Source organism: Ralstonia insidiosa (assembly GCF_008801405.1).
Classification (GTDB): domain Bacteria; phylum Pseudomonadota; class Gammaproteobacteria; order Burkholderiales; family Burkholderiaceae; genus Ralstonia; species Ralstonia insidiosa.
In genome coordinates this window covers 246,217-260,659 of record NZ_VZPV01000001.1, presented here as the reverse complement: position 1 = coordinate 260,659, position 14,443 = coordinate 246,217, and the positions used below count along the sequence as shown (strand labels likewise).

Sequence of the window (14,443 nt, the reverse complement as noted above, 5' to 3'; positions counted from 1 at the left end):
TGGTGCAAACACGCTAATTCTGCGATCTTCTTCAAATATCTTTCATCTGATATCAAATATCGTGTAACGCGATCTCATCGCGTGTCAGTGCTTGACTGACTTTCCCGTTTGGGTGCTTCGGGTACCATGTCGCCCATGACAGGACTTCACGATCTCTTCCCTTCGTGGCCGCCCGCTCCGGGCGGCCTGTTCTGGATCGGGCTGGCGCTGGTGGGTGCAGCGCTGTGCGGCGAGTTTGCGCGCGTGGCGCTCAGGCTGCCGCGCATTGTCGGCTATGCGGTGGCGGGGCTGGCGGCCGGGGTACTCGGTCGTCCGCTGATCGACGCCGACATGCTCGACCAGACCCACATCCTGATCGAGATGGCGCTGGCGCTGGCGCTGTTCGAGCTGGGGCATCGGCTCTCGTTCGAGTGGCTGCGCGCCAACCGCTGGCTGCTGCTCACCAGTGGTTTCGAGAGCCTGCTGACCTGGGGCCTCGTCACCTGGGTGTTGCAACTGTTTGGTGTGGCAACACCGGTGGCGGTGGCGGCCGGTGCGATTGCGGTGGCGACCTCGCCCACCGTGCTGCTACAACTGAAGAACGAACTGCGCGCCGAAGGCCAGGTGACAGAACGGTTGCTTTCGCTGGGGGCGCTCAACAGCATCTACGCCAGCGTGCTGGTGCCGCTCACCGCCGGCTGGCTGCACTCTGAATACGGCCACTGGGCTGCCGCGCTGATCCACCCGCTCTATCTGCTGGCAGGCTCCGTGCTACTCGCTTGGGTGGTCGGCAAGGCGGGCCATGCGCTGTATCACCGCATGGCGGGTGACGATCACTACGCGTTCCTGGTGCTGGTGGGCTTGGTGCTGTTTGCGCTGGCGATGGCCAAGCTGCTGAAGCTGTCGGTGCCGCTCACGCTGTTGCTGGCGGGCGTGGTGTTCAAGCACCAGGATGCGCACCCGCGCGTGTGGCCGTCGCACTTCGGCAGCGCGGGCAGCATCCTGATTGTGGTGATGATCGTGTCGCTTGGGCTGCCGCTCACCGCGTCGGATTGGGCCATCGGCGGGGTGGCGGCAGTGGCACTCGTGCTGGCGCGCTTTGTCGCCAAGCTGGCGGGTACGACGGCGCTGGGTTCGTTCTCGGGGCTGTCGATGCGCCAGAGTGTGGCGCTGGGCCTGGCGCTGGGGCCGATGTCGGGATTGTCATGGTTGTTGATGCACGATACGGCGGCGCTGTATCCACAGACCGGCGCACCGCTGGCCGCCATCATCCTGTGCACGCTGGCGATCCAGCAGATTGCCGCGCCCATCCTGACTGCACGGTCGCTGCGCTGGGCCGGCGAGGTGCGTCAGGACAACGACCATCGCTAAGAGGTAGGCATGTCGCTCGAACCGTTCTCGAAATCCGAAGCCCTGACGTTTGGCGTTGAGCTGGAGTTGCAGCTCGTCAACCGTCACGACTACGACCTCGCCTCGGCATCGCCGGACTTGCTGCGCATGCTCAAGGGCAAGGAGTACCCCGGCGATATCAAGCCGGAGATCACCGATTCGATGATCGAGATCTCCACCGGCATCTGCCACAGCCACGACGAGGCGCTGTGGCAACTGCGCGAGATGCGCGACCGCATGGCCGAAGCCGCCACGGCGCTGAACATCGGCATCTGCGGCGGCGGCACGCACCCGTTCCAGCAGTGGAGCCAGCGCACGATCTCGCAGTCGCCGCGTTACCAGTACATCTCGGATCTGTACGGCTATCTGGCCAAGCAGTTCACCGTGTTCGGGCAGCACGTGCACATTGGCTGCCCGAACCCGGACGACGCGCTGTACCTGCTGCACGCCATGTCGCGCTACGTGCCGCACTTCATTGCGCTGGCCGCGTCATCGCCGTTCGTGCAGGGCGTGGATACCGGGTTTGCTTCCGCGCGCATGAACTCGGTCAGCGCCTTCCCGATGTCGGGTCGCGCGCCGTTCGTGCTCACGTGGGACGCCTTCATCGCGTACTTCGACAAGATGCACGCCACCGGCGTGATCGAAAGCATGAAGGACTTCTACTGGGACATCCGCCCCAAGCCCGAATTCGGCACGATCGAAGTGCGCGTGATGGACACCCCGCTCACCGTCGAGCGCGCCGCCGCCATTGCCGCCTACATCCAGGCGCTGGGCCGCTGGCTGCTGCTCGACCGTCCGTTCACGCCGGTGGAAGACGACTACCTCGTCTACACCTTCAACCGCTTCCAGGCGTGCCGCTTCGGGCTGGCTGGGGAATACGTCGACCCCGCCACCGGCAACCGTGGCGCGTTGGCCGATCACATCCTGGAAACCAGCAAGGTGTTGTCGCATCACGCCGAGGCGCTATCGTCCGAAGGGGCGCTGGATATGGTGCGGGAGGTGGTGGAAGGGCGCGACACGGATGCCGAGTGGATCCGCCGTGCCCAAAACGAAACCCGCAACCTGCACGAGACCGTGCGACGGGGTTGCGGGCGTTGGACGCAGGCCGCAACACAACCTGCGTAAGTGGAGTGACTAGCGCTGCTTGATCAGTGAGCGGGGCGCACCGCCAGCACGCGACGCGCAAACGCCCAGCAGATCAGCGCGAACACGATCAGCCCCAGCCATTGCGCGGCGCTTTCAAACGACGCGCCGACAATCGCCAGCGGCGCATCCGTGCCTGTGGTGCCGATGATGGCCGCCATCAGCACGCCCACCAGGCTTTCACCCACGATCAGGCCCGAGGCCAGCAGCACGCCGTGGCGGTTCGGGACTTCTGCATAGCGCTCGTACGGCACGCCGGCCGCTTGGGCACGCCTGGCGAGAATCTTCTCAATGACCCACGCCAGCACGGCACCGATCACCAGCGGCGCGCTCACCGTCGGCGGCAGGTAGATACCGATGCCCACAGCCAGCACTGGCAACCGTGCTGCACCGCCGCGCCGCTTGAGCACCCAGTCGATGGCGATGAGGATGGCACCGACGATGGTGCCGGTAATCACCATGTTCCATTCCAGCTTGTGCGTAAAGATGCCGGTGGCGATGGCCGTCATCAGCGTGGCCTGCGGTGCGGACAGCGCCTGTGCGGCGTCCATGCCGGCACGCGGCAGCGCACCCGGGAAGCCATACGCGTTGTAGAGCAGTTCCAGCACCGGCGAGATGACCGCCGCGCCCGCCACGCAGCCAACCAGCAGCGCGACCTGCTGGCGCCACGGCGTGGCCCCGACCAGCCAGCCGGTCTTCAGATCCTGCAGGTTGTCGTTGGAGATGGTCGCCACGGCCACCACGGCCGACGTCGTGAAAATCGCCAGCGCAATGCCCAGCTTGCTGGCCTCGGGCGAACCGACGATGCCGTTGTCTGCCCCCACGGCCAACAGCAGCAGCGACACCAGCGTGATGGCGATCATGCCGATCCCCGAGATGGGGCTGGAGGACGAGCCGATCAGCCCGGCCATGTAGCCGCACGCCGCCGCCACCAGAAAGCCGAACACCACCGCAAACACCACCGCACAGGCAATCAGCGTCCAGCGCGAGCCGGGCGACAGCATGGTCGGCGCCAGGAAGGCCGCGAAGGTGATCACCAGCACCACCACCATCGCCAGCGTGACCAGCAGAATCCAGCGCGGCGCCATGTCCTGCTCGGTGCGTTGCCGGGCGTCGCCTTGCGGGCGCAGGCTGCCGAACGAGCGCTTGACGCCTTGCACCACCGGGCCGATCAGCGTGCCGAGCGTCCACACGGCCGCCACCGCAATCACGCCCGCACCGATGAAGCGCACCTGTGTGCGCCAGACATCTGCACCGAAGGCGGCGAGCGCTTTGCCCTCCGGCATCGGCGTGATGGCAGTCAGGTACGGCACGGCGATGCCCCAGGCGATTACCAGGCCCACCAGCATGGCCAACCCGCCCATCAGGCCGATCAGGTAACCCGCACCGAGCAGCGCCGTCGAGAAGCCCAGCGGCAAACGCACCACCGAGGCCCCTGCAGCGAACCACCAGCTCGCGCCTTCGCCCAGCACACGCAGGCCGCTGGTCGCAAACGCAACGATGGCCGCGACAATGCCGCCCGCCGCCAGATCGCGCATGCCGGTGGCCGCCGGCACGGCATCGCCACTGGCGGCCTGTGTGCCGTCAGCGGATTGGCCGCTGCCCACGCGCAGGATTTCCGCCGCGGCCACACCTTCGGGGTAGGGCAGATCGCTCTGCACCACCATCGCGTGGCGCAGCGGAATCGTGAACACCACGCCCAGCATGCCGCCGGCCATGCAGACGCCAAACGTTTGCCAGAACGGAAAGCCCTGCCAGTGGCCAATCATCACCAGGCCCGGCAGAACAAAGATGATGGAAGACAGCGTCCCGGCTGCAGACGCCTGCGTCTGCACCATGTTGTTCTCGAGGATGTTGGTGCCGCCGAGCATGCGCAGCACCGCCATCGAGATCACGGCGGCGGGAATCGCCGATGAGAACGTCAGGCCGACCTTCAGGCCCAGGTACACGTTCGAAGCGGTGAAGATCACGGTGATGATGGCACCGAGGATCATGCCGCGCAGCGTCAACTCCGGCAGCGTGGCTGCCGGTGTGTGCTTGAGAGGACGAGGAGATTGCATCCTGCGGGTCTCCGATGAGGGTTTTTGTGGCCCGGATTATAGGAGGGGCGGGATGCGACGGGACGAATGATTTGTTTTGAGCTTCCTCTAAATTGCGTACGGGAGCACCGCGAATCCGTGGGTGGTCGTCTTCAATGGGAGGCGGGCTTGTGCAGCGCCCATCGACACGCGGCAACACCGGCTGCTCAACCGACGCTCAAGGCCGCCAGAGTGTCGCGTGTTCCGGGCGCAGATCCCGATCCAGCACGGCCTTCAGGTCGCAGACCACGAACCGCGCGTGAGGCTTGGCCAGCGATGCAATCAAACGCCAGCCGCCGTCCCGATATTCGGCATGCGGCACCGCCAGTACGATGGCATCGGCAGGCTCGGCCTCGGCCAGCGGGGTCAGGTGGAGGCCATACGCCTGTGCCACCTCGTCGCTGTTGGCCAGCGGATCAACGATCTGCGTGCGGATACCCAGCCTGTTGAGCGCTTTGACGATGTCGATCACTTTCGAGTGGCGAACGTCGGGCACGTCTTCCTTGAGCGTGGCGCCAAGCACCGTCACGATGGTCTGCGGATGCAGCAGGTGGCGTTTCGTCATCCAGTGGAGCAACTGGTCGACAACGAACTGCGCCATGCCATCGTTGGTTTCGCGGGCAGACAGGATCAGGCTGGCATTGAACCCGGGGGGGATCGCCCCGTGCATCAGGTAATGCGGATCGACCGAAATGCCGTGACCGCCAACCAGGCCCGGCCGGAAATCTACGAAGTTCCACTTGCTGCGCGCGGCGTCCAGGACGTCATGCGTATCCACGCCGAGCGTGCTGAGCTGCTGTGACACCTCATTCATCAGTGCGATGTTCACGTCGCGCTGCGTGTCTTCCAACACCTTGGCAGCCTCAGCCACCTTGATGCTCTTGGCGGGATGCACGTGTGTGATCACGCTGTACAGCTTCATCAGCGTGTCACGCGTCTGCGGCGTGTCTCCCGAAACAATCTTGGTGACGGTGGTAAGCGTGTGCTCGCGATCGCCCGGGTTGATGCGCTCGGGCGAGTAACCAACGTGGAAGTCATGCAGGTGCTTCAAACCGCTGTGCCGTTCGAGCAGGGGGATGCATACGTCTTCGGTCACGCCAGGGTAGACCGTGCTCTCGTACACGACGGTCGCACCCCGCTGTATGTGCCGGCCTACCTCGGCGGACGCTTGTTCCAAGGGGCGGAGGTCTGGTACCCGAGCCTCGTCGACTGGGGTCGGCACGGCGACGATGATGATGTCGGCCTGCTTCAGTACCGATGCATCGGTGGTCAGTTGTATTGGCGCGCTCAGCAACGCATCGCGAGAGAGCTCGCCGGTGCGGTCGTAGCCTTCGCGCAACTCCGTCACACGCGTGGCGTCGATATCCACGCCCCACACACGGAAATGTCGTGAAAGCGCATGGGCCAGTGACGCACCGACGTAGCCGAGGCCGACTACGGCGACGCAGTGCGGTGCCGGCGCAGTTTCAACTGGGGCTGCGCCGTGGATGGGGGACGCGGGGGCAGCGAGTTGTGGCGCTAAGACCGAAGATTTCTCGCGAGAAGGCACTGAGTTTCCCTCATAACGTAGTGCGGCCGCATGCGACGAGCGTGTCCCTTGAGGGGTTCTCTAGAGCAAGCGGGCGACCCGGTCGAGCGGACTGATCCTGTCGCGACACATTGACTCGGGCGGCACGGGATTGAATGTGTCAAACGTTATGCCCAGGCAACATGTGCGTGTATGAGAATGCTCCGATGTTGCGGCGTGTTTGCGTGAAGTCTCGTGTCGTGAACATTGCGCGACCACATCCAACATGTAAAACGGCCAAACCGCCAAGCCCCCGAGCAACAACACTCGCGAACCAACGGTTTGGCCGTTCCCGCCCGATGCGGCGCCGTTCCTTACGGACTTTCCTTAGCAGCAAGACAAAGAAAGTGCGTCAGCCCCGGCAGGGGATGAAACACGGGATGGACCACCAAGCCCAAATCAGCACTCCACAATATTCACAGCCAACCCACCGCGCGCCGTTTCCTTGTACTTGGTCTTCATGTCCGCCCCCGTCTCCCGCATTGTCTTGATCACGGAGTCGAGCGACACGTAGTGCGTGCCATCGCCGCGCAACGCCATGCGTGCCGCGTTCACCGCCTTCACCGAGGCCATCGCATTGCGCTCGATACACGGAATCTGCACCAGCCCGCCAACGGGGTCGCACGTCAGGCCGAGGTTGTGCTCCATGCCGATTTCAGCCGCGTTCTCGACCTGCGCGGGCGTGCCGCCCAGCACCGCAGCGAGCGCCCCTGCAGCCATCGAACAGGCCACGCCCACTTCACCCTGGCAACCCACTTCCGCACCGGAGATGGACGCATTCATCTTGTAAAGCATGCCGATCGCGCCCGCCGTGAGCAGGAAATCCACGATGCCGTTGTCGTTCGCGCCGGGCACGAAGCGATCGTAGTAATGCATCACGGCCGGGATGATGCCGGCTGCGCCGTTGGTTGGCGCCGTCACCACGCGCCCGCCTGCGGCGTTCTCTTCGTTGACGGCGATGGCGTACAGGTTCACCCAGTCGATCACCGACAGCGGATCGGACAGCGTGCGCTCGGCCTGCACTGTGAGCCGCGAATACAGCTCAGCCGCACGGCGACGCACGTGGAACGGGCCGGGCAGTTCGCCTTCCGTGCGGCAACCGCGCGCCACACATGCCTGCATCACATGCCAGATGTTGAGCAGACCGGTGCGCACCTCGGCTTCCGAGCGCCAGGTCAGTTCGTTCTCCAGCATCAGGCGGGCGATCGACTTGCCCGTCGATTCGCACATCGTCAGCAGTTCCTTGCCGCTGCGGAACGGATGCGGCAGTTGGTCATGCGCCGACAGCACTTGCGTATTCGCCGCGCCGGCTGTCACGACAAAGCCGCCGCCCACCGACAGGTAACGCGCCTCGCGCAGCCGCTCGCCGGCCGCATCGAAGGCGTGGAATTTCATGCCGTTCGGGTGCTCGGCCATCGCCTCGCGGCGGTAGAAGGCGATGTGTTCCTTCTCGGTAAAGCGCACCGCATGACGGCCCAGCAGCGATAGCGATTGCGATGCGCGCAGTGCTGCTAGCTTGGCGTCGATGGTGTCGGGGTCGATGGTGTCCGGCGCCTCGCCCATCAGGCCAAGGATCACACCGCGATCGGTGCCGTGGCCCTTGCCGGTGGCGCCGAGTGAGCCATACAGCTCCACACGCACGCTGGCCACTTGCGGCATCAGCCCATCGGCTTCGAGGCCCGAGGCGAACATCAGCGCGGCGCGCATCGGCCCGACGGTGTGCGAGCTGGACGGGCCAATGCCGATCTTGAAGAGGTCGAAAACAGAAACAGCCATGGGGTAGGGCTCCGGGGGCGATCAATGACAATCAGGAGGGCAAGTTGGCTTGTGGCCAGTTGCGCCGGGTTGTTGCGTGCCCGCTGTCTGCTGTAATGATGCGCCGATCAGCGTGCCGCGCACAGCGCCAGCCAATCGGGCGCGGTGGCAGCAAGCCGTTCGGCCAGCGGGCGGTAGTTCGGGTCCAGTCGCGTGGCCTGCCAGAAGAGCGTACCGGCGCTCTTCGGCTCCCACATGCCGGAGAAGCCGGGCAGGCCAGCATCAGCACGCGTCTTGTCGAAGGCGACGTGCGAGTGGACGTATTCCTCATGCGTGCGGCTGCCGTCGGCATACGGCACGAGCCAGTCGATGGCGGCGGCGAGCGTGGCGCCATTGCTCGCGCGCTCGCGCAGCCAGTGTTGACCGAACGGCGCCACGGCAATCGCGGCCATCGTCAGCGGCTCCAGGTCGTAGACGACGTAGTGCAGCGCATCGCGGTCTTCAAAGTCTTCCACTGAGCCGTCGGGGCGCACGTTGTTGGCGAGTTGCTGCAGGAACAGGCGATGTGTCTGCTCGATCAGCGCGCGGTCGCCCAGCGCGGCGGCCGACATCGCCATCAGCTTGATGCGGTGGCTCTGCCAGTTGTTGATCCACGTGTGGGACAGCGGCTGGCGGGCGGCCTCGGTGCGCCCGATGTAGCCCTCGGCCAGCGTGCGCAGGAAGCGTTGCGTCTCTTCCCGCGTGCCCGGTGTCAGGCCGTCACGTGCGAGCGTATAGGCCTGGATCAGTGCATCGAACTTCGTCTCGTCGATCGGGTTGAAGCTCGGTACGTACGTGCCGACCCACGCGTGCAGGAAGGTATCGACCTGCTCGGCGAAGCGCTTGTCGCTGGTGAGTCGCCAGGCCAGCGCGGCGTCGCGCATGACGGGAAAGTCCCGCGCGGCTGCAACGGATTCGTCGTAGATGCCCTGGTGCGGCAGCGTGCCTTCGGTATGCAGGCGCGGCAGCGGATGCGGGGTCTGCCCAAGGTGCTGCGTCGCGCGAGCAATCAGCTTGGCGGCAGCCGGGTCGCCGGACTGCGCAGGCGAAACACTGCACCAGTCGCGCGCCGGACCTGCCGGACCATGTGCACCGGCATACACAGATGCCGCTGCTCCCGCCTGTGTCGGCGAGCACGCACTGCACGCCGCAACAGCGGCAGCACAGGCAAGCAGGCGAAGGAGCGGGGCGCGGTGGAGCATCGGCATGGAAGGGTCTCGTCGATCAGGTGAACTGTCGTCACCTTACTTGGCGAGGCGCCTGAAAGCGTCGATTGTGAAAGCGGGTTACAGCGATTGCGCCCGGTTACATGTGACGCGGCGGTGGGGGATTGCGCTCCACCACCGCCGCGTCACCTCAGGCCCGTCTTCAGTCTTGCGCGTACTCGCTCATCGGCACGCAGGCGCAGAACAGGTTGCGGTCGCCGTAGACGTTGTCGGCGCGGCCAACCGGCGGCCAGTACTTCTGCTTGCGCAGCGAGGCCACCGGGTAGGCCGCCTGCTCGCGCGTGTACTTGTGTTGCCAGTTATCTGCCATCACCACGGCAGCGGTGTGCGGCGCGTGCTTGAGCGGATTGTCTTCGCGGTCGAATTCGCCCGAGATCACCTTGTCGACTTCGCCACGGATGGCGATCATCGCGTCGATGAAGCGGTCGAGTTCCACCTTCGGCTCGCTCTCGGTCGGCTCGATCATCAGCGTGCCGGGCACCGGGAAGCTCATCGTCGGTGCGTGGAAGCCGAAGTCCATCAGGCGCTTGGCGATGTCTTCGTTGCTGATGCCCGATTCCTTCTGCAGCGGACGGATGTCGAGAATGCACTCGTGCGCCACCAGATCGTGCGCGCCCGTGTACAGCACCGGGTAGTACGGGGCGAGACGCTTGGCCACGTAGTTGGCCGACAGGATGGCCGTCTCGGTCGCAGCCGTCAGGCCCGCCGCGCCCATCATGGCGATGTACATCCACGAGATCGGCAGGATCGACGCCGAACCGAATGCCGCAGCCGACACGTTGCCGATGTTCTGGCTGGCGTCTTCACCCGACGCTGCGCGACCCGGCAGGAACGGTGCGAGGTGCGCACCCACAGCCACCGGACCGACGCCCGGGCCGCCACCGCCGTGCGGAATGCAGAACGTCTTGTGCAGGTTCAGGTGCGAGACATCGCCGCCGAAGTGGCCCGGCGCTGCCGTGCCGACCATGGCGTTCATGTTGGCGCCATCGACATACACCTGACCGCCGTGGCTGTGCACGATCTCGCAGACGCGCTTCACGCCTTCCTCGAACACGCCGTGCGTGGACGGGTAGGTGATCATGATCGCCGCGAGGTTCTTGCTGTGCTCGGCGGCCTTCTTTTCCAAATCCGCCAGATCGACGTTGCCGCGCTCATCGCAAGCAACCACGACAACCTGCATGCCGGCCATCTGCGCCGATGCCGGGTTCGTGCCGTGCGCGGACGACGGAATCAGACACACGTTGCGATGACCTTCGCCGCGGCTGGCGTGGTACGCGTGGATGATCAGCAGGCCAGCGTATTCGCCCTGCGAGCCGGCGTTCGGCTGCAGGCTCACGGCGGCGTAACCGGTGGCAGCGCACAGCATCTGCTCGAGCTGGTCGATCATTTCGCGGTAGCCCACGGTCTGATCAGCCGGTGCGAACGGGTGGATGTTCGAGAACTCGGGCCACGTCACCGGCAGCATTTCGGCGGTGGCGTTGAGCTTCATCGTGCACGAGCCCAGCGGGATCATGGTGCGGTCGAGCGCCAGGTCCTTGTCGGCCAGGCTGCGCAGGTAGCGCAGCATTTCGTGCTCGGAGTGGTGCGCGTTGAACACCGGGTGCGTCAGGTAGGTGCTCTGGCGGACGAGCGACGTCGGGTACGCATCGGCGACGGCCGCTTCGGTCTTGTCGAAGTCCGGCGCGGCAGCGTGGGCGGCGTGCGCGAAGATGTCCCACAGCGCGACCACATCAGCACGCGTGACGGTCTCATCCAGCGAGATGCCCAGGCGGGCGTCATCGATCTGGCGCAGGTTGATACCGTGCGCCTGCGCAGCGATGTGCAGGTTGGCGGTGCGCGGGCCGGTGGCGACGGTCAGCGTGTCGAAGAAGGCGTCCGATTCCAGCGTGTAGCCGACGGCGCGCAGGCCGGCGGCCAGCGTGGCGGTCAGGCGGTGCACGCGCTGGGCGATACGCTTCAGACCTTGCGGGCCGTGGTAGACGGCGTACATCGACGCCATCACGCCCAGCAGCACCTGCGCGGTACAGATGTTCGAGGTGGCCTTTTCACGGCGGATATGCTGCTCGCGCGTCTGCAGCGCGAGGCGGTACGCCGAGTTGCCTTGCGCATCGATCGTCACGCCGACGAGGCGGCCGGGCATCGAACGCTTGAACGCATCGCGCACGGCCATGTAGCCGGCGTGCGGGCCGCCGAAACCGAACGGCACGCCAAAGCGCTGCGTGTTGCCGATCACCACATCGGCACCCCATTCGCCCGGCGCGGCCAGCAGCGTGAGCGCCAGCAGGTCAGCTGCGGCAACCACCAGACCACCGGCCGCGTGCACGGCGTCGGTCAGCGCTTGGTAAGTTGCCAGATCGCCCAGCAGTGCACCGTTGGCGCCCGGGTATTGCAGCAGCACGCCAAAGGCGTCGTGCTTGGCAGCATCCGCAGCGGGGCCGGTCACCACTTGCACGCCGATCGGTTCGGCGCGCGTGCGCACGACTTCCAGCGTTTGCGGCAGCACGTCGTCGGCCACGAAGAACACGGTCGACTTCGACTTGCCAATGCGCTGCAGCAGCGTCATTGCCTCAGCCGCAGCAGTAGCTTCGTCCAGCATCGACGCGTTGGCGATGTCCATCGCCGTCAGGTCGATCACCATCTGCTGGAAGTTCAGCATCGCTTCCAAGCGGCCCTGCGAGATTTCCGGTTGGTACGGCGTATAGGCCGTGTACCAAGCGGGGTTCTCCAGGATGTTGCGCAGGATCACGCCCGGCGTGTGCGTGCCGTAATAGCCCTGGCCAATCAGGCTCTTGACCACGCGGTTCTGCCCGGCGATGCCGCGCAGCTTGGCCAGCGCGGCTTCTTCCGTCAGCGGCTGCGTGAATTCGCCCAGCGGCATTACGTCTTGGCGGCGGATAGCGGCGGGGATCACGGCGTCGATCAGCGCGGCGCGGCTGGCGTAGCCGAGCGTGTCGAGCATCTGGGCCTGCTCGTCGGCAGACGGGCCGATGTGGCGGTGCGAGAAGGCATCGCGCGCCTCCAGGTCAGCCAGGGTGGGGCGTTCGGCGGACAGCGCCGAGGAAGCGGGGTGCGGAGCGTTCATGGCAAGGGCTCGAAATTCAGGCAATGCAGCAAAAAGCCGATGCGCGGCGCAGGTCAGGGCGCGCACATCGGCTTGAAGGACCGGCTTAGCCGATCTTGGTGGTGTACTGCTCGGCCGACAGCAGGGCGTTCACGTCGTCGGCGTTGGTCGGCTTGATCTTGAACAGCCACGCGGCGTAGGCGTCGGCGTTGACCGACTCCGGTGCGCCAGCAGCATCCTCATTCTTGGCGACGATCTCGCCCGACACCGGGGCGTAGATGTCGGAGGCAGCCTTGACCGATTCCACCACGGCAATCGCTTCGTCCTTGGCGACGGTGCGCCCAGCGTCCGGCAATTCGAGGAACACGATGTCGCCCAGCGCGTCTTGTGCGAAATCGGTGATGCCGATGGTCAGCGTGCCGTCGGCTTCAACGCGGATCCACTCGTCGTGTTCGGTGTACTTCAGATCGGCGGGGATGTTGCTCATGAAAGGTTCTCCGGAAGATTTGGAATGAGTGGAATTCGGGGGTTCAGCTGACCAGCGCCTTGCCATTGCGCACGAACGGCAGTTTAACCACAGTCGCGGTCAACTTGCGGTCGCGGATCTCGACCTGCACGTCGGTGCCGATGGCCACATCCTTGGGCAAGCGCGCCAGCGCGATGGAGAGCGACAGGCTCGGGCTGAACGTGCCGCTGGTGATCTCGCCGTCACCGGCGGGGGTGATGACCTTTTGGTGGGCGCGCAGCACGCCGCCCTTGTCGCGCAGGATCAGGCCGACGAACTGCTCGCGCTGGCCACCGGCTTGCAGTGCCGCCTTGCCGGTGAAGTCGCGTTCGCTTTGCAGATCGACCGTCCAGGCCAGACCCGCGTCGAGCGGCGAGACGTGCTCGTCCATGTCCTGGCCGTAGAGGTTCATGCCGGCCTCCAGGCGCAGCGTGTCGCGTGCACCCAGACCGGCCGGGCGGACGCCGGCTTGCAGCAGGCGTTCCCACACGCCGGCGATTTGCGAGGCGGGCACCACCAGTTCGAAGCCGTCTTCCCCGGTGTAGCCAGTACGGGCGACCATGATCTCGCCCACGCCATCCACGGTGACGAAGCCTGCGTTGAACGGCTTGAGCGCCTCGCCCACGGCCTGCGTGCCCGGCAGCGCGGCGTACGTTTTGGCGCGGGCGTTCGGGCCCTGCACGGCGAGGATGCCCAGCGGCTCGGCGCCGGCGTTGTTGTCGGAGCGGCGCGGCGTGATGGTTACGCCCGTGCCGGCGGCTTCGTTCTGCGCGACGATCCACTCCAGGTCAGTCGGCGCAGTGCCGGCGTTGACCACCAGGCGGAACCAGTCTTCGCGGAAGAAGTAGACGATCAGGTCGTCGATCACGCCGCCCTTGGGGTTGAGCATGCAGCTGTAAAGCGCCTTGCCCGGGGTTTGCAGCTTGTCGACGTTGTTGGCCAGCAGCCCACGCAGGAAATCGCGCACGCGCGCGCCGGTGAGGTCGACCACGCACATGTGCGAGACGTCGAAGATGCCTGCGTCTTGGCGCACGGCGTGGTGTTCTTCGATCTGGGAGCCGTAGTTGACGGGCATGTCCCAGCCGCCAAAGTCGACCATGCGGGCGCCCAGCGAGCGGTGGATGGCATTGAGCGGCGTGTGTTGGAGCGTCATGGAATCTCTCGGCTGAGTGCGCCGCCGGTGGCCTGGGCGCGGCGCATGGATCGGGGACCAAAAAGCAAAAAAGGCCACCCGCACAGCCTGATGCCTCATGGTGACGCCATGAAGATGCAAGCTGCGCGGATGGCCCCTCTGTCCTTGGTACCTGAGAGATTGCGAGCAGAGCGCATAGCGGTGCGCGCCGTTCGTGAGCCCCTTCGGTGGGCGCCTGCAGTGGTCGTGCAGCGCCAGCTCTCCAGAGTGCGGTCAGACGCATGTCTGGCCGATCCACCCGGTCCTGGATGCCTGAGAGTTTTCGGGTGCTACCCCTTCGGCGGTGCCTGGCCGTGTGCGGCGGGCACGCTCTCCCGGATGGATGGGCGGAATTTACGGAAGGGGGCTGGGATTGTCAATCAGGGCGAGTCGGCGGCGCTTTTTGGCAGCAATGCTGCCCAAAAAACTGGCCGCACTTCGTGGGACGTGTCAAGGCACGTGAGCCGTGTAACGCCATCGGAAAAAGCGAGGGGCACAAACGATTGCGCCCATAAAAAGAAACGGGCGTG

At 65.5% G+C, this 14,443-nt stretch carries 9 protein-coding genes and 2 riboswitches; of the genes, 2 read left to right on the top strand and 7 right to left on the bottom strand.

From position 1 onward, the window contains the following. The first annotated feature begins 126 nt into the window (after positions 1 to 126). Both F7R11_RS01260 and F7R11_RS01255 read left to right on the top strand, forming a co-directional pair. Entirely contained in the window at positions 127 to 1,350 is a 1,224-nt protein-coding gene (locus F7R11_RS01260; RefSeq protein WP_021197183.1) for a cation:proton antiporter, read from the top strand. Positions 1,351 to 1,359: 9 nt separating this feature from the next. Then, positions 1,360 to 2,493 (top strand): YbdK family carboxylate-amine ligase, encoded by a 1,134-nt coding sequence (locus F7R11_RS01255; protein WP_064805693.1) that lies wholly within the window; start codon positions 1,360 to 1,362, stop codon positions 2,491 to 2,493. Between the two features lie 23 nt (positions 2,494 to 2,516). Here the strand turns inward: F7R11_RS01255 and F7R11_RS01250 are convergent, their stop codons facing one another. The 7 genes from F7R11_RS01250 to gcvT all read right to left on the bottom strand — a co-directional run bounded on the left by F7R11_RS01250 (position 2,517) and on the right by gcvT (position 13,895). Beyond that, on the bottom strand, positions 2,517 to 4,571 hold the full coding sequence (locus F7R11_RS01250; RefSeq protein WP_064805691.1) for an OPT family oligopeptide transporter: 2,055 nt from the start codon (positions 4,569 to 4,571) through the stop codon (positions 2,517 to 2,519). A 196-nt stretch (positions 4,572 to 4,767) separates the two neighbouring features. Beyond that, a complete protein-coding gene (locus tag F7R11_RS01245) occupies positions 4,768 to 6,078 on the bottom strand; it encodes a nucleotide sugar dehydrogenase (RefSeq protein WP_064806487.1) in 1,311 nt (436 codons plus the stop codon). 477 nt (positions 6,079 to 6,555) lie between these two features. After that, positions 6,556 to 7,932, bottom strand: a complete 1,377-nt coding sequence (locus F7R11_RS01240) for an L-serine ammonia-lyase (RefSeq protein WP_021197187.1) — start codon at positions 7,930 to 7,932, stop codon at positions 6,556 to 6,558. 107 nt (positions 7,933 to 8,039) lie between these two features. After that, positions 8,040 to 9,152 carry an alginate lyase family protein gene (locus F7R11_RS01235; RefSeq protein ID WP_390624370.1) on the bottom strand — a complete coding sequence of 371 codons (1,113 nt, stop codon included), beginning with the start codon at positions 9,150 to 9,152 and terminating at the stop codon, positions 8,040 to 8,042. Between the two features lie 166 nt (positions 9,153 to 9,318). Continuing rightward, positions 9,319 to 12,258 carry an aminomethyl-transferring glycine dehydrogenase gene (gene gcvP / locus F7R11_RS01230; RefSeq protein ID WP_064805686.1) on the bottom strand — a complete coding sequence of 980 codons (2,940 nt, stop codon included), beginning with the start codon at positions 12,256 to 12,258 and terminating at the stop codon, positions 9,319 to 9,321. Positions 12,259 to 12,343: 85 nt separating this feature from the next. Continuing rightward, positions 12,344 to 12,724 carry a glycine cleavage system protein GcvH gene (gene gcvH / locus F7R11_RS01225; RefSeq protein ID WP_064805684.1) on the bottom strand — a complete coding sequence of 127 codons (381 nt, stop codon included), beginning with the start codon at positions 12,722 to 12,724 and terminating at the stop codon, positions 12,344 to 12,346. Positions 12,725 to 12,767: 43 nt separating this feature from the next. Then, positions 12,768 to 13,895, bottom strand: a complete 1,128-nt coding sequence (gene gcvT / locus F7R11_RS01220) for a glycine cleavage system aminomethyltransferase GcvT (protein ID WP_064805682.1) — start codon at positions 13,893 to 13,895, stop codon at positions 12,768 to 12,770. Positions 13,896 to 14,023: 128 nt separating this feature from the next. Continuing rightward, a riboswitch (glycine riboswitch) is annotated at positions 14,024 to 14,150 on the bottom strand. Between the two features lie 13 nt (positions 14,151 to 14,163). Beyond that, positions 14,164 to 14,261, bottom strand: a riboswitch (glycine riboswitch). Between the last annotated feature and the right edge of the window lie 182 nt (positions 14,262 to 14,443).

What these genes read in the sequence shown, in the direction of transcription:
- F7R11_RS01250 (WP_064805691.1), bottom strand. Translation starts at nt 4,571, where the DNA reads ATGCAATCTCCTCGTCCTCTCAAGCACACACCGGCAGCCACGCTGCCG.
- F7R11_RS01240 (WP_021197187.1), bottom strand. Translation starts at nt 7,932, where the DNA reads ATGGCTGTTTCTGTTTTCGACCTCTTCAAGATCGGCATTGGCCCGTCC.
- gcvT (WP_064805682.1), bottom strand. Translation starts at nt 13,895, where the DNA reads ATGACGCTCCAACACACGCCGCTCAATGCCATCCACCGCTCGCTGGGC.
- gcvP (WP_064805686.1), bottom strand. Translation starts at nt 12,258, where the DNA reads ATGAACGCTCCGCACCCCGCTTCCTCGGCGCTGTCCGCCGAACGCCCC.
- F7R11_RS01235 (WP_390624370.1), bottom strand. Translation starts at nt 9,152, where the DNA reads ATGCTCCACCGCGCCCCGCTCCTTCGCCTGCTTGCCTGTGCTGCCGCT.
- F7R11_RS01255 (WP_064805693.1), top strand. Translation starts at nt 1,360, where the DNA reads ATGTCGCTCGAACCGTTCTCGAAATCCGAAGCCCTGACGTTTGGCGTT.
- F7R11_RS01260 (WP_021197183.1), top strand. Translation starts at nt 127, where the DNA reads ATGTCGCCCATGACAGGACTTCACGATCTCTTCCCTTCGTGGCCGCCC.
- gcvH (WP_064805684.1), bottom strand. Translation starts at nt 12,724, where the DNA reads ATGAGCAACATCCCCGCCGATCTGAAGTACACCGAACACGACGAGTGG.